17 protein-coding genes are annotated in these 20,199 nt (G+C 37.9%); 7 read left to right on the top strand and 10 right to left on the bottom strand.

Features of this window, described 5'->3' with window-relative positions; genetic code table 11:
• Positions 1-27: 27 nt before the first annotated feature.
• Positions 28-966 carry a bile acid:sodium symporter family protein gene (locus A6B43_RS02310; protein ID WP_124210973.1) on the bottom strand — a complete coding sequence of 313 codons (939 nt, stop codon included), beginning with the start codon at positions 964-966 and terminating at the stop codon, positions 28-30.
• 152 nt (positions 967-1,118) lie between these two features.
• Here A6B43_RS02310 and pepB point away from each other — a divergent pair, with 152 nt between their 5' ends.
• Both pepB and A6B43_RS02300 read left to right on the top strand, forming a co-directional pair.
• The gene (gene pepB / locus A6B43_RS02305) at positions 1,119-2,399 is read left to right on the top strand and encodes an aminopeptidase PepB (RefSeq protein ID WP_124211043.1); all 1,281 of its coding nucleotides are present in this window, start codon (positions 1,119-1,121) and stop codon (positions 2,397-2,399) included.
• A 125-nt stretch (positions 2,400-2,524) separates the two neighbouring features.
• Complete coding sequence (locus A6B43_RS02300; protein ID WP_124210972.1) at positions 2,525-2,956, top strand: LexA family protein; 432 nt, start codon at positions 2,525-2,527, stop codon at positions 2,954-2,956.
• Positions 2,957-2,965: 9 nt separating this feature from the next.
• Here A6B43_RS02300 and A6B43_RS02295 read toward each other — a convergent pair whose 3' ends face one another.
• Both A6B43_RS02295 and nfo read right to left on the bottom strand, forming a co-directional pair.
• Entirely contained in the window at positions 2,966-3,478 is a 513-nt protein-coding gene (locus A6B43_RS02295) for an NlpC/P60 family protein (RefSeq protein WP_418902977.1), read from the bottom strand.
• A 114-nt stretch (positions 3,479-3,592) separates the two neighbouring features.
• Positions 3,593-4,438, bottom strand: coding sequence for a deoxyribonuclease IV (nfo, locus tag A6B43_RS02290; RefSeq protein ID WP_124210970.1), 846 nt, complete (start codon positions 4,436-4,438; stop codon positions 3,593-3,595).
• A 60-nt stretch (positions 4,439-4,498) separates the two neighbouring features.
• Between nfo and A6B43_RS02285 the strand changes: the two genes are divergently transcribed.
• On the top strand, positions 4,499-5,065 hold the full coding sequence (locus A6B43_RS02285; protein ID WP_124210969.1) for a TorD/DmsD family molecular chaperone: 567 nt from the start codon (positions 4,499-4,501) through the stop codon (positions 5,063-5,065).
• A 14-nt stretch (positions 5,066-5,079) separates the two neighbouring features.
• On the opposite strand, the gene rlmD is transcribed toward A6B43_RS02285, so the two are convergent.
• Positions 5,080-6,423 (bottom strand): 23S rRNA (uracil(1939)-C(5))-methyltransferase RlmD, encoded by a 1,344-nt coding sequence (gene rlmD, locus A6B43_RS02280; protein WP_124210968.1) that lies wholly within the window; start codon positions 6,421-6,423, stop codon positions 5,080-5,082.
• A gap of 122 nt (positions 6,424-6,545) precedes the next feature.
• Here rlmD and A6B43_RS02275 point away from each other — a divergent pair, with 122 nt between their 5' ends.
• Positions 6,546-7,871 carry an anti-phage deoxyguanosine triphosphatase gene (locus A6B43_RS02275; protein ID WP_124210967.1) on the top strand — a complete coding sequence of 442 codons (1,326 nt, stop codon included), beginning with the start codon at positions 6,546-6,548 and terminating at the stop codon, positions 7,869-7,871.
• Between the two features lie 37 nt (positions 7,872-7,908).
• Here A6B43_RS02275 and A6B43_RS02270 read toward each other — a convergent pair whose 3' ends face one another.
• Positions 7,909-9,063 carry an MFS transporter gene (locus A6B43_RS02270; protein WP_124210966.1) on the bottom strand — a complete coding sequence of 385 codons (1,155 nt, stop codon included), beginning with the start codon at positions 9,061-9,063 and terminating at the stop codon, positions 7,909-7,911.
• Between the two features lie 171 nt (positions 9,064-9,234).
• On the opposite strand from A6B43_RS02270, the gene rapA reads away from it, so the two are divergent.
• Positions 9,235-12,150 (top strand): RNA polymerase-associated protein RapA, encoded by a 2,916-nt coding sequence (gene rapA, locus A6B43_RS02265; protein WP_124210965.1) that lies wholly within the window; start codon positions 9,235-9,237, stop codon positions 12,148-12,150.
• Positions 12,151-12,227: 77 nt separating this feature from the next.
• Here the strand turns inward: rapA and A6B43_RS02260 are convergent, their stop codons facing one another.
• Together A6B43_RS02260 and A6B43_RS02255 are read right to left on the bottom strand one after the other, a co-directional pair.
• Positions 12,228-13,901 carry a pentapeptide repeat-containing protein gene (locus A6B43_RS02260; protein ID WP_124210964.1) on the bottom strand — a complete coding sequence of 558 codons (1,674 nt, stop codon included), beginning with the start codon at positions 13,899-13,901 and terminating at the stop codon, positions 12,228-12,230.
• A gap of 117 nt (positions 13,902-14,018) precedes the next feature.
• Positions 14,019-14,654, bottom strand: coding sequence for a tellurite resistance TerB family protein (locus A6B43_RS02255; RefSeq protein WP_124210963.1), 636 nt, complete (start codon positions 14,652-14,654; stop codon positions 14,019-14,021).
• A gap of 155 nt (positions 14,655-14,809) precedes the next feature.
• On the opposite strand from A6B43_RS02255, the gene rluA reads away from it, so the two are divergent.
• A complete protein-coding gene (gene rluA / locus A6B43_RS02250) occupies positions 14,810-15,478 on the top strand; it encodes a bifunctional tRNA pseudouridine(32) synthase/23S rRNA pseudouridine(746) synthase RluA (RefSeq protein WP_124210962.1) in 669 nt (222 codons plus the stop codon).
• Positions 15,479-15,493: 15 nt separating this feature from the next.
• Positions 15,494-16,885, top strand: coding sequence for an MATE family efflux transporter (locus A6B43_RS02245; protein ID WP_124210961.1), 1,392 nt, complete (start codon positions 15,494-15,496; stop codon positions 16,883-16,885).
• 87 nt (positions 16,886-16,972) lie between these two features.
• Here the strand turns inward: A6B43_RS02245 and greB are convergent, their stop codons facing one another.
• From greB to A6B43_RS02230, 3 genes are all read right to left on the bottom strand, one after another.
• Positions 16,973-17,455 (bottom strand): transcription elongation factor GreB, encoded by a 483-nt coding sequence (gene greB, locus A6B43_RS02240; protein ID WP_124210960.1) that lies wholly within the window; start codon positions 17,453-17,455, stop codon positions 16,973-16,975.
• A complete protein-coding gene (locus A6B43_RS02235; RefSeq protein ID WP_124210959.1) occupies positions 17,455-18,390 on the bottom strand; it encodes a KpsF/GutQ family sugar-phosphate isomerase in 936 nt (311 codons plus the stop codon). The genes greB and A6B43_RS02235 overlap by 1 nt, the downstream gene beginning before the upstream one ends.
• Positions 18,391-18,514: 124 nt before the next feature.
• Positions 18,515-20,176: a fructose-specific PTS transporter subunit EIIC gene (locus tag A6B43_RS02230; protein ID WP_124210958.1), complete on the bottom strand. Its 1,662-nt coding sequence runs from the start codon at positions 20,174-20,176 to the stop codon at positions 18,515-18,517.
• Positions 20,177-20,199 lie beyond the last annotated feature (23 nt).

The following is a 20,199-nucleotide window of genomic DNA, read 5'->3' as shown; positions in this document are numbered from 1 at the left end:
TTTACTTAACTCACCGCTTGTTCTCACCTATTTTTTATTATCAGATAGCGTAAAAATCATAGCTAAAATAGGGCCTGAAATATTATGCCATAAGCTAAAAACTGCACTCGGCACTGCAATGATGGGGTTAAATTTAAAATGTAGGGCTGCTAATGCTGCGCCTAATCCTGAATTTTGCATACCAACCTCAATCGAAATTGCTCGACTATCGGGGGAAGATAAGCGGAATGCTCGAGAAATTCCATAACCTAAAAGGTAGCCTAGTATATTATGTAGAGCAACGATACCAAAAATTAGTAAACCAGATTCAATAATTTTATCTTTACTCACCGCAACTACCGCACACAAAATCAGAATAATCGCAATTACAGAAATAAGTGGCATTATTTGGCTAAAGTTCTCAATTTTTTGCTTGAATATGGAGCGAATGAGTAGTCCTACAAAAATAGGTAATAAAACAATTTTCAAGACCGATATAAACATTGATGAAGCATTGATATCTAGCCATTGACTTGCAAAAAGATAGAAAACTGCGGGTGTTAGTATCGGGGCAAGTAAGGTGGAAATAGTGGTACAGGCCACAGAGAGAGCAGTATTTCCCCGAGCCAAAAATGTAATAACATTGGAGGATGTGCCTCCAGGACAAGCGCCCACTAAGATGACGCCAATCGCTAAGTCAGCAGGAAGTTGAAATATCTTGGCTAAGAAAAAAGCAATCATTGGCATTATTACGAATTGAGCAATAACTCCAATGATTACGCCTTTTGGATTACGGGTAATTTCTGTGAAATCTTTAAAGGTGAGTGTTAGCCCCATTCCAAGCATAACAATCCCGAGAAGATATGGAATCCACGGGACAATCAATTTGAAAATATCTGGGAATTGTGTCGCAATGATAGCGAACATAATCACCCAAATAGCAAAGGTTTTACTGATAAATTGAGATAATTTTATAAATAGCGACATTAGATTTCCTTAATAAAATAAGCAAGATTTTTTCAAGATAGCGGAAATATTAAGAAAAATAAAGTGAAGTAAGCGGTAACTTTGTCGCTATTTTTTGCAAAAGTTTGCTAGAATCTAACCGCTTATAAATTTAAAGAGGACATCTTATGGTAATGCAGATAACACTTTCATCGCAACCAGCTACTGAAAGCTGGGGTAATGGGGCAATTATTTCAGCAACGGATCTTGGAATGTGTATTCATCTACAGCAAGATGCGTTGGTAAGTATCCAAAAAGCAGCTAGAAAAATTAAAGGATTGGGGATTTTAAATGTTGCATTAACGGGAGAAGGCTGGGGAATAGAGCAATGCTGGGCATTTCAGCAGGGATTTACTAGTGTAAAGAATACGGGTTCTATTCAATTTCCACCTTTAGAAAATCAAGCTGAATTTGAGGCTCGTTTAGCGTGTTCGGATTTTACTCGTAGTATTATCAATGAACCGTCTGATACTTTAACACCTGAAGTATTAGCCCATAAAGCTGCGGAATTTATTGTTCATCAAGCCGATAAATGCGTGGGAAAAGGTAAAGTTTCCTATGAAATCATTGCTAGAGAAGCGTTGAAAGATCGAGGTTATCATGGTATTTGGACGGTAGGAAAAGGTTCGGCGAATTTACCAGCAATGTTACAGCTTGATTTTAATCCAACGGGCGATCCCAATGCACCTGTGTTAGCTTGCTTGGTTGGTAAAGGCATTACCTTTGATACGGGCGGTTATAGTTTGAAGCCAAGTGAAGGCATGTCTACAATGCGTACTGATATGGGGGGAGCTGCTTTAGTAACAGGCGCATTAGGTTTAGCTATCGCACGAGGATTATCGCAACGTGTTAAATTATACCTCTGCTGTGCTGAAAATATGGTGAGCAGTAAGGCATTCAAATTAGGTGATATTATTCGTTACCGAAATGGTGTGAGTGCAGAGGTTCTAAATACCGATGCCGAAGGGCGTTTAGTACTGGCAGATGGTTTGATTGAAGCTGATAAACAAAATCCACAATTTATTGTTGATTGTGCAACTTTAACTGGGGCTGCAAAAATTGCGGTAGGTAATGACTATCACTCAGTGTTATCAATGGATAATGCCTTAGTTGAGAAGCTTATTACATCAGCTCAAGCCGAAAATGAGCCATTTTGGCGATTACCTTTTGAAACATTTCATCGTTCACAAATTATCTCGAGTTTTGCGGATATTGCGAATACTAGCACGGTACCTGTTAGTGCTGGAGCGAGTACTGCAACAGCGTTTTTATCTTATTTTGTAAAAAATTATCAGCAAAATTGGTTACATATTGATTGTTCTGCTACATTTAGAAAAAATGCTAACGATCTCTGGGCGGTGGGTGCAACAGGAATTGGCATTAGAACATTGGCAAATTTATTGATCGCTCATTAAAATTTCGTTTATTTTTAGAACCAATAGCTGTAATAATTTACAAAAAAATAGATTTTCTTCATTGACACTGTGTGTTTAAACAGTAAAATACAACTGTATAAACACACAGATTATTGGGGAATATTATGGCACATCTTAGATCATTAACTCGTGAACGTCCTTATCAACCTATCCCACTATACCGAGATTTTAACAGTCAGCGTTCAATTAAGTTAGATTTGAATTCTCTTTGTATTCGCCGTCCCAAAGAAACTTTTTTTATCCATGTAAAAAATCCAAATTTAATTGCCTGGGGAATTGAATTAGATGACCTACTTATTGTTGAGCAGAGCGATGATATTGTTATTAATGATTTGATCGTATTAGAAAATGCAGGCGAGTATAAGTTTTATCAATTTTTGAATGAAATTAATTCAGAAAAGATTTTATTATCCTTAGATGTAAGTGAGCCTAACTTGCGTGTGCAAAATTGGCAGGAAATTCACTTTGCTGGAGTAATTATGAATGTTGTTCATCAAATGCGACATCGCACTGTGCCTGTGCAGTATGTCGCATAGTCGCTCAGTTTATAAAACTCGGCGAGATTGTGTATAGTTCTTTGACCAGTAGTGATCTGAGAGTGAGCTGGTTGTTACCCCGCGGCTTGAGCTTGCGTGAACAAATTTTCCATTACCGATATATACTCCAACGTGGTGATTTTTTCGGAAAAAGACGAGATCGCCAGGACGAAGATCTGCTTTAGGAATAGAGTGGCCAACATATTTCTGTTCAGATGTAGAGCGAGGAAGATGGAGATTGAAAGCGTTATCCATTGTTGCTCGTACAAACGCAGAACAGTCAATCCCCGCTCTGGTTGTTCCACCTAAACGGTAGCGAGTACCAGCCCATTGATGGTAAGCAGAAAGGACTTTAGTGAGATCGCTTTGGTGGCTTTGTGTACGTTGTTGATATATTTGACTGCTAGTAGCAGGCTTTGAACTTAAACTTGCATCAACTTTTGAAGAACAACCCACTAATGTTGCGAAAATGGCGGTATAAAAGAATGATTTTATAAAAATGAAAAAAGGTTTCTGCATAATAATTACTGTCTCGCCAGAACAAAAAAAGCGACACTCTCCTAGTTAGTAATAAAATTAAAATGGGGCTCTACGTATTACAATAGAGTTTTACTACAGTTATCCGACTATAATTATTTAATTTTGTTCCAAAGAACGTAAAAATTTTATTTCATCTGCCCAATTCTCAGGCTGAATAGTTTCTAAAATCATCGGAATATTATCAAAACGGCTGTCTTGCATAATATATTCGAATATACCTGTTCCTATTGTTCCATCTCGTAAAATGTGGTGGCGATCGACTCGGCTAGCAAGCGGTGTTTTTGAGCCATTTAAGTGCATTCCCCGTAAAAATTCAAAGCCTACAATATTGTTAAATTCAGTAAAAACCTGTTCACTTTTAGAAAAAGAGCCAATATCGTAGCCTGCTGAAAAGAGATGACAAGTATCCAAACAAACGCCTACTCGGTTTTTGTTTTCGACCTGTTGGATAATTTGGGCTAAATGTTCAAAACGCCAGCCTAGATTAGAGCCTTGCCCTGCGGTATTTTCAATTACTGCTACGACATTTGGCACGGCATCAATAGCAATATTGATAGACTCTGCAATGCGTGCCAAACAATCTTGCTCTGAAATTTTATTCAAATGGCTACCGGGGTGGAAATTGAGTAAGGTTAATCCAAGTTGATCGCAACGCCTCATTTCATCAATAAAAGCAGCTCGAGATTTTGCTAAGTTTTCCGATTCAGGATTGCCTAAATTGATTAGGTAGCTATCGTGAGGCAGAATTTGCTCTGCTGAAAAATGATGAACTTGGCAAAAACGCTTAAATTTCTCAATGGTTTCAGCTTTTAATGGTGGAGCTTGCCATTGCCGTTGATTTTTAGTAAAGAGGGCAAATGCATTTGCACCAATTTCTACGGAACGCAGAACTGCATTTTCTACGCCACCTGCTGCACTCACGTGTGCACCAATATATTTCATCTTATTTTCCTTCTTTTTGCTGGTTGGTGTAACATACACTTTTTTATATTTGAGAAATGTATGAGCAACACCACAATTAACGATTTTTCACTACTTTGTCGCCTTTTTGGCAATCTTTTTTACCGTACACCACAAGATCCTATTTTAGCAGGGACATTTAGTTGGCTACAACAGGGTAATTTACGTTCAAATTGGGCATTATCAACGGATACGCAAAGTGAACAGGCCCTTAATATCGTAGAAAAAGAGGCTTACCCTACGCAACTTGAAAGCCATTATCAAGCACTTTTTGGGGAAAATGGAGCTGTTTCTATGGCAATATCTGCTTATGGGGTATCTGTTGATGAATTTCTAATGTTTCGCCAGCAAAGAGCGATGCCTGAAATCGCTGATATTGATAATGTTGCTTTATTGTTGCTGACGGCTTCGTGGATTGAAGATCATATTGATTCTACAGAGGCACAAAAAACATTATTTGAACATTTTTTATTGCCTTGTTTGAGTAAATTTTTAGGACAGGTTGAAACATTTGATCACGGTTTTTATAAAGCACTGGCCCAATTAACCCGAGATGCCTTAAGTGCAATGGCTGACGAGTTAGAAGAAAGTGAAAATTTAGCAGAATAATTGCAAAAAAATCACTAAATTGACCGCTTGTTGGCTTGCTCAACCCGCTCAAAAAGCGTAATAGATTCCAAATGTGCGGTATGTGGGAACATATCAATCATTGCACAGCGAGAGATATGATAGCCTTCTGTAATCAGTTTTTCCGTATCTCTCACTAAGGTTGCAGGGTTGCAAGAGACATAGACAATTCGCTCTGGTTGAAGTTGACAGAGGTGATCAAGAGCAAAAAGTGCCCCTTGGCGAGCAGGATCAAGTAAAACTTTATTAAATGCGTCTTTTGCCCAAGGTTTATCAATAAAAGATTGATCAAGGTTGGCTTGAAAGAATGTGGCATTATTTATTTGATTAAATTCAGCATTGAATTTTGCTTGTTCAACCATTGCTTCCACACCTTCAATACCAACAACTTTCCTTACTTTTTGAGCTATTGGTAAGGTAAAGTTCCCCATTCCGCAAAAGAGATCGAGAACGTGATCTGTTGAATGTAGATCAAGCCAATCAAGCGCAGTAGAAACCATTTGGTTGTTAAGATTTGCGTTAATTTGAATGAAATCTCTAATCGAAAAATAGAGTTTTAAACTATCAATTTGGTAATAAGGCCGCTCACCTAGCCAATGTTCAATCTGATCGTGTTCAGTCATAACAAATAATGAGAGTTTATGTTGTTGTGCAAAGCTTTTTAATTTATCACTGTCTTGTGGAGCTAATGGTGCAATGTGGCGTAATAGTAAGCAGATTGTATTGTCTGCTCGCACCAATTCTAAATGTCCAAGCTGTTTTTTATTCTGCCAATGAGAAAAAAGTTGTTGTAATTTAGGTAAAAGGCTAGATAGTTCTGGTTCTAACACTTCACAAGCAGAAATGGTAATAATTTTTGAGGAATGCGCCTGACGAAAGCCAAAGTATAAAGTATTTTTATCCCAATATAGATGCAATTTTGCTCGGCGGCGGTAACCCTGTGGCTCACTGATAATCATCGGGCAAAAACTGATTGGTGCAGTTTGTAGCCGTTGTAAACGTTGAAAAAGGGCTTTCTGTTTTGTCTCACGTTGCAGTTGGATTGGAATATGCTGTAATTGACACCCCCCACATTGTTCAAATAATTTACAACTTGGTTTTTGTCTATCCAGTGATTTTTGTTTGAACTGGACTGTTTTAGCTTTTCCATATTGGCGTTTTTCTTCCAAAATCGTTGCTTCTACCACTTCTTGTGGTAACGCATTTTCTACAAACCAAGTTTTTCCATTTACTTTAGCAACCCCTAGCCCTTGATAATCGAGATCTTGAATAGTGAGATTAAGTAAAGTGGTGGTTTTTGCTGATTTTTTTGCTGAACGGTTGGAATAGAAAAGTGCCATTGAATAATAGTTGAGAGAAAAAAGTAAGCGTATTATAGTGTAATAAGCCTAGTGCGAGAACTGTCTTATGCAGAGTTTTATATTTAGGTTAAATTTTATTCGGTAAAAATAAGGGGAATATAATGAATAATGAGATTTGGATAGCCCGTTTTTTGCAGGATAAGCAACGAGAGAGTGATCACCGTTCGCCTTTTCAGCGAGATCGTGGACGAATTTTACATTCAGAAGCCTTTCGCTGTTTGCAAGCAAAAACACAAATTCACGCCGTAGGCGAAGATGATTTCTACCGCACCCGTTTAACCCATTCCCTTGAAGTTGCACAGATTGGCAGTAGCTTGCGGGCAAAGCTCAATGAAGATAAAGCAGGGTTTCAAGCGGTCTGTTCTGCTAAAAATTTTGCATATTTTAGCCAAGATCTTACCGCTTTACTGCCTTCCCGTAGCTTGATTGAATCGCTCTGTTTTGCACACGATATTGGGCACCCACCATTTGGACACGGTGGAGAAATGGCATTGAATTATAAAATGCGTGAACAAGGTGGCTTTGAGGGCAATGCACAATCTTTTCGCATTATTACTCAGCTTGAACCTTATACGAAAAATGCGGGAATGAATTTAACTCGCCGAACATTGCTCGGTATTATTAAATATCCTGCTTTATTAAGCGAAACTGCACCGAGAGAGCCAAAGCAAATTTCCTCAAGTCGTTTTATCAATTTACACGAAATGAAAATCAGCAAAGGGATATTTGATGATGATGCTCATTTTTTTGATTGGGTATTGCAACCTCTATCCGTAGAAGATCGTATGTATTTTTGCCACGTTAAACAGAATAAAGATCCATCTTTGCCAAATCTCACCCGCTATAAATCACTAGATTGTAGCATTATGGAATTGGCAGATGATATTGCCTATGGAGTACACGATCTTGAAGATGCGATTGTAGGCGGAATGGTTACGCCGTTATCGTGGCAGGTTGCGGAAAAGAAATTGGCAGAGTGTGAATCTCGTTGGATACAAAAAATATTGCCTGAAATGGGCAAAAAATTGTTCTCAACTTACCGCTATGAACGTAAAGATGTGATTGGCGCATTAGTAAATTATTTTGTTACCCACGTTCAATGGCACGAATTACCGTTTTTTACTGAGCCATTATTGCGTTTTAATGCTGTTTTACCTGATGAGGTAAAAGCAGTTCTTAATGTATTAAAAGAGTTTGTTTTTCAATATGTTATTTGTGATGTAAAAACACAACGCATTGAACATAAAGGACAGCGAATTTTAATGGATCTATTTGATATGTTATCTAGCGATCCGACCCGTTTATTGCCAAAAAATATAGCGGATCTTTGGCAAGAAACACCAGAAAATAAACGTTCAAGAGTCATTTGTGATTATTTAGCCAGTATGTCAGATGGGCAAGCGTTTAAATTATATCAATTATTATAGTTATTATCGTACTGTTATTTTTATAAAAAATAATAATTTATGCACTGTCTTTATTTAGAAAAAAGTGAGAAAACAGATAAACTAAAATAATTCCATTAAAAATAAGGAAAATAAAAGGAATTTGTTCGATATTAAACAATGAACTAACAGTCAATAGAATTGTGCCAATAATACGGCTATTCATATCAATTAAGCTAATCATACTGCTTTGATTATTTAAGTGAGAAAATTTATCACAACTTTTAGCAAAAAAGAGATTAGACGTTAGCCCACAGAAAGCAACAAAAATAATGAAGTTTAAAGTAATTATTATTTTATTGAGTAAATTGTAATGGTTAATAGTTAAAAATAATAATAAATTTAATAAAGAGAAAATAAATACCCCTGATAAACTTATCAAAACTGCATATTTTGATAAATTGAAGGTAAATTTTCGAGATAAAAATGAGAATAGCCATTGTCCGCTTAACATTAACGCTAAAATATAGCCTAAGTAGTTATTTTCTATATTCAAATTCTTCGCAAAAAAGATTGCCCAATATTGGTAGATAATTTGCATACTGCCAACAAAGATAATTGAAAAAAGTAGTTGTGTATCTGCTTTTTTACAAAATGATTTGAGATCAGTAAAAAAAGCACTTTTTAGTATATTGGCTATTTTTCTATTAGAATAAGGATTATTTTGTGGTGTTATTATGTAACAAATGATCGCTAATATCATAAATAGAATACTGAAATAAAGCGCCTGATTGAAATATAACCCGCCTATTATGCTTGCAATAATAGATGAGATAAAAAATAATTCAGCACTACGAGAAATGAGCGTAAAGCTGTTTTCTTTCTTATTTTTAAATTCAAAAATCCACGCTTCATAAGCACCCATATAAAATGCAATACTAAGTCCATTAAATAATTCACCAAATAAAACTGTTATATTTGTTGGGTTTAATATCAATAAAAAATAAATTAGAGAGCATAAACAAGAAATAAGAATAGCGGTTTTATAACCAAAGCGATCAGATATTTTCCCTGCGGGATAATTCATTACTACACTCATAAAAAGTTGTAATGATTTTGCAAGAGCAATAGTGGTTAAGGTAATTTGATTATTTAATAGATAAACAATAAGTACTGCCCCAATAAATGCACGGGATAGATTAAAAAAACTATGAGATATTAAAATTCTAAACATTATTATGTTACTTATTATTTATTCATTGCTACGTTATTATCATTTTTTTATATAATTCTCAAGGGAATTTTATTAGATTTCATTGCAAAAATTTATGTTGATCTTACCGCTTGTTATCGCAAAATCAGGTAAAATAGCGATTTAATTATCTAGGGATATAAAGAGGATAGTATGAGCTTTGTTGTTGGGCAACGTTGGATAAGCGAATCAGAAAATAATTTAGGGCTTGGAGTTGTATCGGCGGTGGATAATCGCACAGTGACCATCAGTTTCCCAGCCTCAGATGAACAGCGTGTTTATGCAATTGCCGTTGCTCCTTTAGCTCGAGTTCAGTTTCAAATTGGCGATACAATCACAAGTGTAGAAGGCTGGCAACTTGAAGTCGAAGAACGAGTGGAAAATCAAGAGGTTGTGATTTATTTAGGAAAACGATTGGATACGCAAGAAGATGCGGTTTTGCCTGAAATGTTTCTTGATCATAAAATTAGTTTTAGTAAACCACAAGATCGGCTTTTTTCGGCACAAATTGACCGCTCTGACCGCTTTTCTCTACGTTATCGGGCGTTGCAATATCAACAAGCTCAATTTCAATCGGAGCTACGAGGTATGCAAGGCATTCGAGCAAGCCTAATTCCGCATCAATTACATATTGCAAAAGAAGTTGGGCAACGTTTTGCACCTCGAGTGTTACTGGCTGATGAAGTGGGCTTAGGTAAAACGATTGAAGCAGGAATGGTTTTACAGCAACAACTGTTTTCTGGCAGGGTAGAGCGTGTTTTAGTCCTTGTGCCAGAGAGTTTACAACATCAATGGCTAGTGGAAATGCTACGCCGTTTTAGCCTAAATTTTTCATTATTTGATGAAGAGCGTTGCGCAGATTTCACTAAAAAAGATGATAACGACAATGATATTAGTGAAAATCCGTTTGAGAGTGAATCTCTTGTGATCTGTTCGATTGATTGGCTAGCTAATAGCCCAAATCGGGCGAAGCAAGTGCTTGAAAGCCAGTGGGATATGTTGATCGTTGATGAAGCCCATCACCTTGAATGGAATGAACAAGCCCCAAGTATGGCTTATCAGTTTGTTGAACAGCTTGCGAAACAAATTCCTGCCATTTTATTACTCACCGCAACGCCTGAACAACTTGGGCAGGAAAGCCATTTTGCTCGTTTGGCGTTGCTTGATCCCGATCGTTTTTATGATTATCAGGCGTTTGTGGCAGAGCAACAGCAATACCAGCCCGTTGCTGATGCCGTTGCTACGCTATTAAATGATCAGCCTTTGAGTGTGGCAGAGCAAAATAGTATCAGTGAATTATTATCAGAAGAAGACGTTGAGCCAATGCTACGCATTATCAATGCAAGTGAGGTGAGCCAAGAGCAACGATTAGAAGTCCGTCAAGAGCTTATTAAAGAACTGATTGACCGACACGGTACAAGCCGAGTGTTATTTCGTAATACCCGTCAAGGAGTAAAAGGTTTTCCACACCGTGTTTATCATCAAATCAATCTTGAAATGCCAAAGCAGTATGCCAATGCGTTAAAAGTAATGGGAATGATGGGGGGAGTAAATCAGCAAGATCTGCTGTATCCTGAGCGTTTGTTCCAGAGAATGAACCCGAATGCACAATGGTTTGAGTTCGATCCCCGCATTGAATGGTTGATAACGTTTTTGAAAAATCACCGAGATGACAAAGTCTTAGTTATTTGTAAGCACGCCGATACTGCCATTCAGCTTGAACAGGTGCTACGAGAAAAAGAGGCAATTCGTTCTGCGGTATTCCACGAGCGAATGTCGATTGTGGAACGAGACAAGGCTGCCGCTTATTTCGCCCAACAAGAAGAAGGCGCACAAGTGCTGATTAGCTCAAGTATCGGTTCAGAAGGGCGTAATTTCCAATTCGCAAGCGATCTGATTTTATTTAATTTACCCGACAATCCTGATTTATTAGAGCAGAGTATCGGGCGTTTAGACCGCATCGGGCAGAAATTTGATATTCAAATTTATGTTCCTTGCTTTGAAAATTCAGCCCAAATGGTGTTGGCAGAATGGTATCACAAAGGTTTAAATGCCTTTGAAGAAACTTGCCCAATGGGGGCAACGCTTTTTAGCGAATTTGGTGAGACGTTAGCCCAATTTTTGCAAAAACCAGTGCAAAACGAACCGCTTGTCGCCTTTATTGAGCAAACTCAAAAGCGTCAGAAACAGCTAAAACAGGCATTGGAAAAAGGGCGAGATCGTTTGTTAGAGCTAAATTCTAATGGCGGAGAAACGGCTCAACAGCTAGCACAAGCAATTGCCGAGCAAGACAGCAAACCGCAGTTAGTTAATTTTGCGCTAAAATTATTTGATGTAATCGGCTTAGAACAGGAAGATTTGGGCGAAAAAAGCATTGTGATTAGCCCAACAGGACATATGCTAGTGCCAGATTTTCCAGGGCTTGCGGAAGAAGGCAATACCGTTACCTTTGACCGTGAAATTGCCCTTGTGCGAGAAGATGTGCTGTTTTTAACGTGGGATCACCCGATGATTCGCAATGGTATAGATTTGCTTACCGCAGGTGATATCGGTAAAACGGCAATTTCCCTATTGATCAACAAAAATCTACCTGCAGGCACGGTGTTGCTTGAGGCTATTTATGTGGTAGAAGCCCAAGCGCCAAAAGGGTTGCAATTAACTCGTTTTCTACCACCAACGCCAATTCGTTTGCTCATTGATAGTAAAGGCAATGATTTAGCCGCTCAAGTGCCATTTGCAGGCTTGGAAAAACAGCTCAAACCTGTGAATAAACAGATGGCAAACAAAATTGCCAAAATGGCGAGGGCAGAAATTGAGAAATTGATAGCCTTTAGTGAAGTGAAAGTAGCTTCACAAGCGGAAAATATTATTGCCCACGCTAAGCAGGAAGCAGATCATATTCTAAGTAGTGAATTACACCGTTTAACGGCGTTGCAAGCGGTCAATAAAAATATCCGAGCAGATGAAATTCAAGCCCTTGAACAGCTGAAAGCACAATCTCTCGAACATCTCGCCCAAGCTACTTGGCGGCTAGATAGCCTACGAGTAATTATTAGCAACCAGCAGTAACTACAAGCGGTTCGATTACGCAAATTTTTTGCAAAATAAAAGCTCAAAGAATACTTTGAGCTTTTATTTATTTCTATTCAATTATAATCAATGTCCCAAGCGGGATTTTCTTCACGGGTTTTTTCTAGATCGAGAGGATAATCTATATAATAGAGATGTTTAATTTTATTATCTTGTTTATCGATAACTCGAATACGTATTTCTTTATCTTCTTTATTTACGCTATTATAAAGAATAATACCACCTTGAGATTTAATGCTATCTAATATTTCAGTAGAGTTTGTTTTATTATCAATAATACTTCCTGTAAATGTGATAGCAGCTGATAGCATAGTGTTTGATAACTTAACGCCTAATAAGTTAGATTCTTGTAAATTAGCCCCTTGTAAATTAGCCCCTTGTAAATTGGCCCCTTGTAAATTGGCCCCTTGTAAATGAGCTTTTTGTAAATTAGCTTCATGTAAATCACTCTTGTATAAATTAACCTCTTGTAAATCAGCCCATTGTAAGTCAGTCTTGTATAAATTAGCCTCTTGTAAATCAGTCTTGTGTAAATTAGCATCTTGTAAGTGAGCCCCTTGTAAATGAGCCCCTTGTAAATGAGCCCCTTGTAAATGAGCCTTTTGTAAATTAGCACCTTGTAAACCAGCCCCTTGTAATATAGCCCCTTGTAAATCAGCCTCTTGTAAATGAGCCCTTTGTAAATGAGCCCTTTGTAAATGAGCCCCTCGTAATATAGCCCCTCGTAATATAGCCCCTCGTAATATAGCCCCTAGTAATATAGCCCCTTGTAATATAGCCCCTTGTAATATAGCCCCTTGTAATATAGCCCCTTGTAAATCAGCCCCTTGTAAATTAGCCCCTTGTAAATTAGCCTTTTGTAAATTAGCCCCTATTAAATTAATACTTCGGCAATTTTTAGCTTTTTTAAATAGGGTTAATACCTTTTTATCTAGCCCAGGTAGGTGAAAATCCATTCCTGCTAAATTAAGATTAGGGAAAACTCCTGGGAATTTCAGGAGATTATTTCCGCCATCAGAGAGTAATACTTCAGTAAGAGCAATACCGATAGGGGATTTCGCTTTTTGCCGTATAATTTTAATTTGATTGTTAAATTCTCGTTTATTTTCAAATATATTTATTTGTTCTAGTTTTAACACTTCCTTTTGTTGCAGTGCTAGCCAAGCAGAAGTCAGCAGGTTAAGGGCAGGTTTGCGGAAGTCTTCGCCGTGTTTGCCTTGGAAGAAGGGTAATAGGTTATAAATGGCGGCGATTTGTAGCCCAACAGCCCCATCTCGTTTACTAAAGGTTGGGATAGATTGTTGGCTATTCGGTTGAGTATATTTAATGGTTTGTTCTGTGAGTTGCGTATTTAAAATATTTTCTGAGGTGTTTGTTAGTTTATCTGTAATTTCCTCTTCAATTAAATGTGCACCACTTACCCATTCGGCAATTTTTTGGAACTCTTTTAAATTGATGTCTTTACGTTGGTTTTCGATTTGTTGGGTTGCATTTTGATCTCGAATATTCCAAATAATAAATAATGTAGGTAAAGATATTAGCAATATAGCAAGGTTCCATATACCAGGCGATTTTAATATATTTAAAATATCTTCTTGATTAAATTTTATAGTATCGGTTGTAATTAAACTTGCAAAATCTATATCTTTTATAAAAAAATAAATCGTACTTGCTGTGATTATTACAGAAAATATGACAGCAATTACATTTATTCTAAAAAACTTTTTCATAGAAAAGCCCTAAATATTTAGTATATTTTGTTATTCTACAAAACTAAGCGGTTAGTTTAAATAAATTTTTGCAAATAAAAAACGGGCAATGCCCGTTTTGTTGTGTGATTAAAATATTTAGTTTTCTGCTTGTTTTTCAAGCTGTTCGACTAAGGCTTCGTCAAGTTTGAGTGCGTCTGCGAGCTGTGATAAGAAGATAATCTCTTTGCGAGAGAGATCTTTGCACACTACTCGAGCAGCGAGATACACTTGGCTGGCAAGGGCTATGTTATTGCCAACAAGTTGGGCGATTTCAGTAATCGAAATTGGGTGTTGAATTTCATTGATGAGCCACTGTTGTAATTGTGGATCGTTGCCTGCTTCACGTTCAATTAACGCTTGTTCGTTATCATCAAGTTCTCCGTCTGATAAGGCGGCTGCGATCATTGTGCGTAAAATCAGTGTGCTTTTTTCTTCAGAATGTACTGTATTTTGTTCAAAATCAGTTGCCGTTAAATGCTGGCTGTTTGCTTGGTTTTGTTGGTATGCTTGATAGGCTTGGTAAGCAATGTTGCCAAGTACGGCTAATGAACCAAGTTTGGTTAAACTTGCTCCGCCATTTCTGCCTAAAATCATAGATAAAATACCGACTAATGCCGTGCCTCCACCTATTTTATTGATAGTATCTGCCGTATTTTCGCTCGGTTTACGCATATTTTCCGCTGATTGTTTAGCAGTGTTTAGCACTGTTGATAAAATGTCGTTAAAATTCATAGGGTTTCCTTTTGAGTGAATAAAAAATAGAATTACATAACAGATAATTATTTGACTAAGCATTAGTCGGAATGTTCCTTAGCTGTTGTGATTTTGTTTGAGATTCTGTTTTATTTCTATGCTAGAATTACGCCAATTTACCAACTAGAAATTCTATGGCACTCATCGAATATAATCCCCCAACCGTTCCTTGGTTAGATGAAGTTTATCGTGATAATCATATTTTAGTGTTAAATAAGCCGAGTGGCTTACTTTCTGTACCGGGTAATCGCCCTGAATATCAAGATAGTGCAATGGTGCGGGTGCAACAAAAATATGGTTTTACTGAGCCAGCTCATCGGCTCGATATGGCAACAAGCGGTATTTTACTGTTTGCATTAAGCAAAGTGGCAGAAAAAGAGCTGAAACGTCAATTTCGGGAGAGAGAACCGAAAAAGCATTATCAAGCATTATTATGGGGGAAATTAGGCGATAAAGTTGGCGATGTTGGTGAAATTAATTTCCCGTTGATTTGTGATTGGGAAAATCGCCCTCGCCAAAAAATTTGTTTTGAGCGGGGCAAACAAGCGGTTACTTTTTATGAAGTGCTTGCCCATTATCCGAATAATACAACCCGTGTGAAATTAACGCCTTATACAGGGCGTTCGCATCAACTACGTGTGCATAGTTTGGCGTTAGGACACCCTATTTTAGGCGATAAATTTTATGCAAATCCGTTGGCTCGCAGTCTTGCTCCACGGTTATGTTTGCACGCTGAATCACTCTCCATTACTCACCCTATAACGGGTGAGCCGATGACATTTAGTGTTTCTCCTGATTTTTAAAATAAAGAGAAAAATATGAATTTTCAATGGCAAAAATATCCTGAAAATACGAGGAATTTACTTAAATTATCTATTCCAATTTTAATTTCACAACTTGCGACATCGGGAATGGGATTATCCGATATCATTATGGCTGGGCTTGTGAGCGATGCTGATGTGTCAGCGATTGCGGTAAGTAATTCTATTTATTTCCCGCTTTTCCTTTTTGTATTAGGGATCTTAAATGCGATTACCCCAACCGTCTCTTATTTAAATGGTGCGGGTCGCCGAGATTTAATTGCACATCAAATTCGGCAAGGCTTTTGGATTGCCTCTTTTTTTGGCATTCTATTGTTAGTGGTCTGTTTAAACAGCCATATTTTCTTAGATTTTATGAATGCCCCGAAAGATTTTTCTGGTAAAGCACAGCAGTATTTAGCCGTTTTATGTATTGGAGTTATACCTGCACTCTTATCTGTTAATTTGCGTTGTTTGAATGATGGATTAGCGAATCCGAAACCAGCAATGATGATTACCTTCTTTGCTTTACTTTTAAATATCCCGCTAAACTATATTTTTATTTTTGGTAAATTTGGCTTACCTGCAATGGGGGCTGTTGGGTGTGGTGTTGCAACGGCAATTGCAAATTGGGTAATGTTTGGGTTAATGTTGCATTATTGCTATGTGAATAAAGCTCAGAGAGATATTAAATTATTTGATAAATGGTTAGAGATGCCAAGTGTTATAACGCTTACCAAACTCTTTAAGTTAGGGCTGCCTATTGGTTTTGCATTGCTCACAGAGGTTATGTTATTTTCTGCTTCTTCACTCGTAATCTCTCCGCTTGGTTCACAAGCAGTGGCTAGCCATCAGATTGCGTTGCAAACAAGTTCATTCTTTTTTATGTTACCGCTTTCATTTGGTATTGCGACCACTATTTTAGTAGGGAAAACACTTGGTAAAAAGCAACTGGAGACAGCTAAATGTTTAAGCTATCACGCCATTTTTACTGGTATCGCAATGTCGTTAATTATGGCATTAATTATGTTGGTATTGAGAGGAACGATTCCAAAGGCATTTACAAGTGATCCAACTTCAGTACTAATGGCTTCGGGATTACTAGTATTTGCTGCGATTTATCAGATCCCAGATGCAATTCAAGTGGTATGTAATGGCATTATGAGAGGCTATAAACATACGAAACCAACGTTAGTGATTACATTGCTATGTTATTGGGGATTGGGCATTCCATTTGGTTATGTGTTGTCTATGACTAATTGGATTGTTGAGCCAATGGGCGCAGCAGGGTTTTGGTTAATGTTTTGTATTTGTTTAACGTTAGCAAGTGGATTACTATTTTACCAAATGCGTAAAATTCAATCTATTCCTGAACAGGAATTGATTGCGAAATTAGAATCGATTAGATAGGCTAATAAGTAATAAATAAGCGGTTAGATTTGAGTGAAATTTGCAATTTTTTCATTTATCTGACCGCTTGTTGCATTCTATATTTGGCTAGCTATTTTTCTCATACCAAATTTTATTGACGTAAAGTGTGATTTTTCCCGAAGGCACTTCAACGTGAATTTCATCATCAATTTGTTTACCAATTAACGCTCTAGCAACAGGGGAGTCAATTGAAATCCAATTTTTTGCAGGATCAAATTCATCCGTGCCTACAAGACGATGCTGTTTAATTTCTCCATCTTCATTTTCTAGTTCCACCCACGCACCGAAAAAAACTTTACCCTCTTGGCTGGGGTGATAATCAACAATTTTTAATACCTCTAACCGTTTACTGAGAAAGCGTACTCGGCGGTCTATTTCTCGCAGTCGGCGTTTACCGTAAATATATTCAGCATTTTCACTGCGGTCGCCGAGGGCTGCGGCATCAGATACCGCTTGAGTAACTTTAGGACGTTCTTCTTTCCAGAGGTATTTTAGCTCTTGGTCTAAGGCTTGCCAGCCTTGGCGAGTGATGTAGTTTGATTTTGCCATTAGCTTGAAAATTCCACAATACCTGTTACTTTGCCTTGTTCATCAACAGCAATGAGTGAATGGATATGTTTTTCTTTCATCAATTCTTCAGCGTGGGCTAAAAACGTGCTATCTAAAATAGTTTTAGGTTGATGTGTCATTATTTCTTTTGCCGTTTTTTGTAAGCTATCAGCTCCAAATTGAGCCAGCGTTCGTCTAATATCACCATCGGTAATTATTCCAAGTAATCTATCCGCTTGCATTACTAGTGCAACGCCCATTCTTCCTTCATTCATTACGTTAAGGCAGTCGCCAAATAGGCTTTCTGGTGGGGTAGTTGGTAGCTTACGTTGCATGACATCACGCACTCGACAAAGTAATTTTCGTCCTAAACTACCGCCTGGGTGATAGCGTGCGAAATCTTCACTGCGGAAATCCCGAGCTTTGATAAGTGCAATGGCTAACGCATCACCGAGTGCCATTGTTACAAGGCTTGATGTAGTTGGTGCAAGATTATTTGGACAGGCTTCTCGTTCTATATTTATATTGAGAACGATATCGGCATAGCGAGCAAGTGTTGAATTTTCATTGCCCGTCATTGCAATGATTTTATTGCCAAAATTTTTCAGGCTTGGGATAAGTTTATTGACATCATCAGTTTCCCCACTATATGAAATTAAAATCACGATATCAACGGGCTTGAGCATACCTAAATCACCGTGAAAAGCTTCTGTTGGGTGTAAGAAAAAGCTAGGTGTACCTGTTGAGGCAAATGTAGCAACCATTTTTTTGCCAACTAGCCCTGACTTACCGATACCTGCAACCACAATTCGACCTTCACAATGTAGAATCATTTCAACAGCATGGTTGAAATTTTCATTTAAGTTTTGGTTTAAACGAAGAATTGCTTGAGAATAGAGTCCTAAGGTTTCTTGGGCGGAAGATAAGTGTGTCATACGATTCCTTAATCAATAAAATAAGGAGAAATTTAGGCTATTATACGTTAATTCGAGTAAATAAAAAAACGGGATAGTGTTTATCCCGTTTTTTGAAAATTAGTTTCACTGAAATGAGCTAAAATTACGCTTGTTTAGGCTTAATAAGGGCATAGCTAAAACCCGTAACTAATGAACCAATAGCAATGGCAGCTAAATAGTAGAGAGGTTGAGACACAAATGGGATAACGAATAACCCACCATGAGGTGCTTGTAAGCTAATATCTAGCCCTAAAGAAATTGCACCAGCCGTAGCACCGCCTAAAATAGAGGTAGCAATAACTCTCACAGGATCAGCAGCAACAAATGGTAATGCCCCTTCTGAAATAAAACATAATCCCAACACAAATGAGGCTTTTCCTGCATCTCGTTGATTCGTGGTAAATTTATTGCGTGCAATCCAAGTTGCAATTGCCATTCCGATAGGGGGAACCATACCTGCTGCCATTACGGCAGCCATTGGTGTGCTTACGTTAGAAGCTAACATTCCGACTGAGAATGTGTAGGCAGCTTTATTAACTGGACCGCCCATATCAATACACATCATTGCCCCTAAAATAATACCAAGTATGATAGCGTTTACATCGCCCATTGATTTTAGCCAGCTAGATAAACTTTCCATAATGGCAGAAACAGGCGGATTGATGAGATAGATCATTGCTAAACCGACAATTGCACTGCCTAATAGCGGTAAGATTAAAATAGGTTTTAACGACGTTAAACTTGGCGGAAGTTGGATTTTATTATTCAGGAATTGCACCACATAGCCTGCGAGAAAGCCTGCAATAATACCGCCTAAAATACCAGCTCCTGCTGTTGTCGCTAACATACCACCGATGAAACCCACTGCTAATCCAGGTCGATCTGCGATTGAGTAGGCAACATAGCCTGCAAAGACGGCAATCATTAAATGGAAAGCTGAACCGCCACCAATATCCATTAACGCTTTAGGTATTCCGCCTGCGATGCTTGCATCTTCAAAGGCTTTAATCCCAAACATAAATGAAATCGCAATAAGTAATCCACCTGCAACGACAAGCGGTAACATATGGGAAACGCCTGTCATTAGGTGTTTATAAATCCCTTTACGTTCGTTATTTGTTACTTCAGTTGACGTTGTTGCATTACTACTACTGCTTTGGTAAATAGTGGCCTGTTTGAAAGCGTTATCAAATTCTTGAGCCGTTTTTTTCAATGCTAATCCTGTTGAGGTTCGATACATTGGCTTGCCTGCAAATTTGTTTAGATCGATATCAATATCGGCGGCCACAAAAACTAAATCTGCTGCGGCAATCTCTTCTGCACTGATTGCATTGCCCACGCCAACTTGCCCACGGGTTTCAACTTTGATATTCCAACCTTGTGCTTTCGCATAATTTTCTACGGCTTCTGCTGACATAAATGTGTGTGCAACGCCTGTTGGACAAGCGGTAACTGCCACAATGTTTTTTACTGTTGAAAGTGGTTCTGCAAGATCTTGATGAGTCGCTTGCAAAGTTTGAGCAGAATTCACCGCTTGTTGTAAAGAGGTTTCTGGCTGTGTAAAGGCGTGTTCAAGGTTGATAATTGCCCCTTGCTTGCCTGCAATATTCGCTGGAATTTGTTGATCAAATAACACAACGAATTCCGCTTGTTCTGGTGTAACAACTGTATAGCCTTGCTGTTTTGCTACAGTTGATAATACTTCATTGATCAGAAAAGTACGTGCTTTTCCAAGCTGTGGGGGGAATACAAATGAAATTTTCATTATTGAGTTCCTATATTTTAAAT

Source organism: Vespertiliibacter pulmonis, from assembly GCF_013377275.1.
GTDB lineage: Bacteria > Pseudomonadota > Gammaproteobacteria > Enterobacterales > Pasteurellaceae > Vespertiliibacter > Vespertiliibacter pulmonis.
The sequence above is the reverse complement of the archived record's forward strand: the minus strand, read 5'-3'. Positions and strand labels throughout refer to the sequence as shown.

Bases quoted from the DNA above. Each gene is read 5' to 3' on its own strand.
- A6B43_RS02285 (WP_124210969.1), top strand. From the start codon at position 4,499: ATGAGCAACACCACAATTAACGATTTTTCACTACTTTGTCGCCTTTTT.
- A6B43_RS02230 (WP_124210958.1), bottom strand. From the start codon at position 20,176: ATGAAAATTTCATTTGTATTCCCCCCACAGCTTGGAAAAGCACGTACT.
- A6B43_RS02260 (WP_124210964.1), bottom strand. From the start codon at position 13,901: ATGAAAAAGTTTTTTAGAATAAATGTAATTGCTGTCATATTTTCTGTA.
- A6B43_RS02310 (WP_124210973.1), bottom strand. From the start codon at position 966: ATGTCGCTATTTATAAAATTATCTCAATTTATCAGTAAAACCTTTGCT.
- nfo (WP_124210970.1), bottom strand. From the start codon at position 4,438: ATGAAATATATTGGTGCACACGTGAGTGCAGCAGGTGGCGTAGAAAAT.
- A6B43_RS02275 (WP_124210967.1), top strand. From the start codon at position 6,546: ATGAATAATGAGATTTGGATAGCCCGTTTTTTGCAGGATAAGCAACGA.
- A6B43_RS02235 (WP_124210959.1), bottom strand. From the start codon at position 18,390: ATGACACACTTATCTTCCGCCCAAGAAACCTTAGGACTCTATTCTCAA.
- rluA (WP_124210962.1), top strand. From the start codon at position 14,810: ATGGCACTCATCGAATATAATCCCCCAACCGTTCCTTGGTTAGATGAA.
- rlmD (WP_124210968.1), bottom strand. From the start codon at position 6,423: ATGGCACTTTTCTATTCCAACCGTTCAGCAAAAAAATCAGCAAAAACC.
- A6B43_RS02255 (WP_124210963.1), bottom strand. From the start codon at position 14,654: ATGAATTTTAACGACATTTTATCAACAGTGCTAAACACTGCTAAACAA.
- A6B43_RS02245 (WP_124210961.1), top strand. From the start codon at position 15,494: ATGAATTTTCAATGGCAAAAATATCCTGAAAATACGAGGAATTTACTT.
- A6B43_RS02270 (WP_124210966.1), bottom strand. From the start codon at position 9,063: ATGTTTAGAATTTTAATATCTCATAGTTTTTTTAATCTATCCCGTGCA.
- rapA (WP_124210965.1), top strand. From the start codon at position 9,235: ATGAGCTTTGTTGTTGGGCAACGTTGGATAAGCGAATCAGAAAATAAT.
- greB (WP_124210960.1), bottom strand. From the start codon at position 17,455: ATGGCAAAATCAAACTACATCACTCGCCAAGGCTGGCAAGCCTTAGAC.
- pepB (WP_124211043.1), top strand. From the start codon at position 1,119: ATGCAGATAACACTTTCATCGCAACCAGCTACTGAAAGCTGGGGTAAT.
- A6B43_RS02300 (WP_124210972.1), top strand. From the start codon at position 2,525: ATGGCACATCTTAGATCATTAACTCGTGAACGTCCTTATCAACCTATC.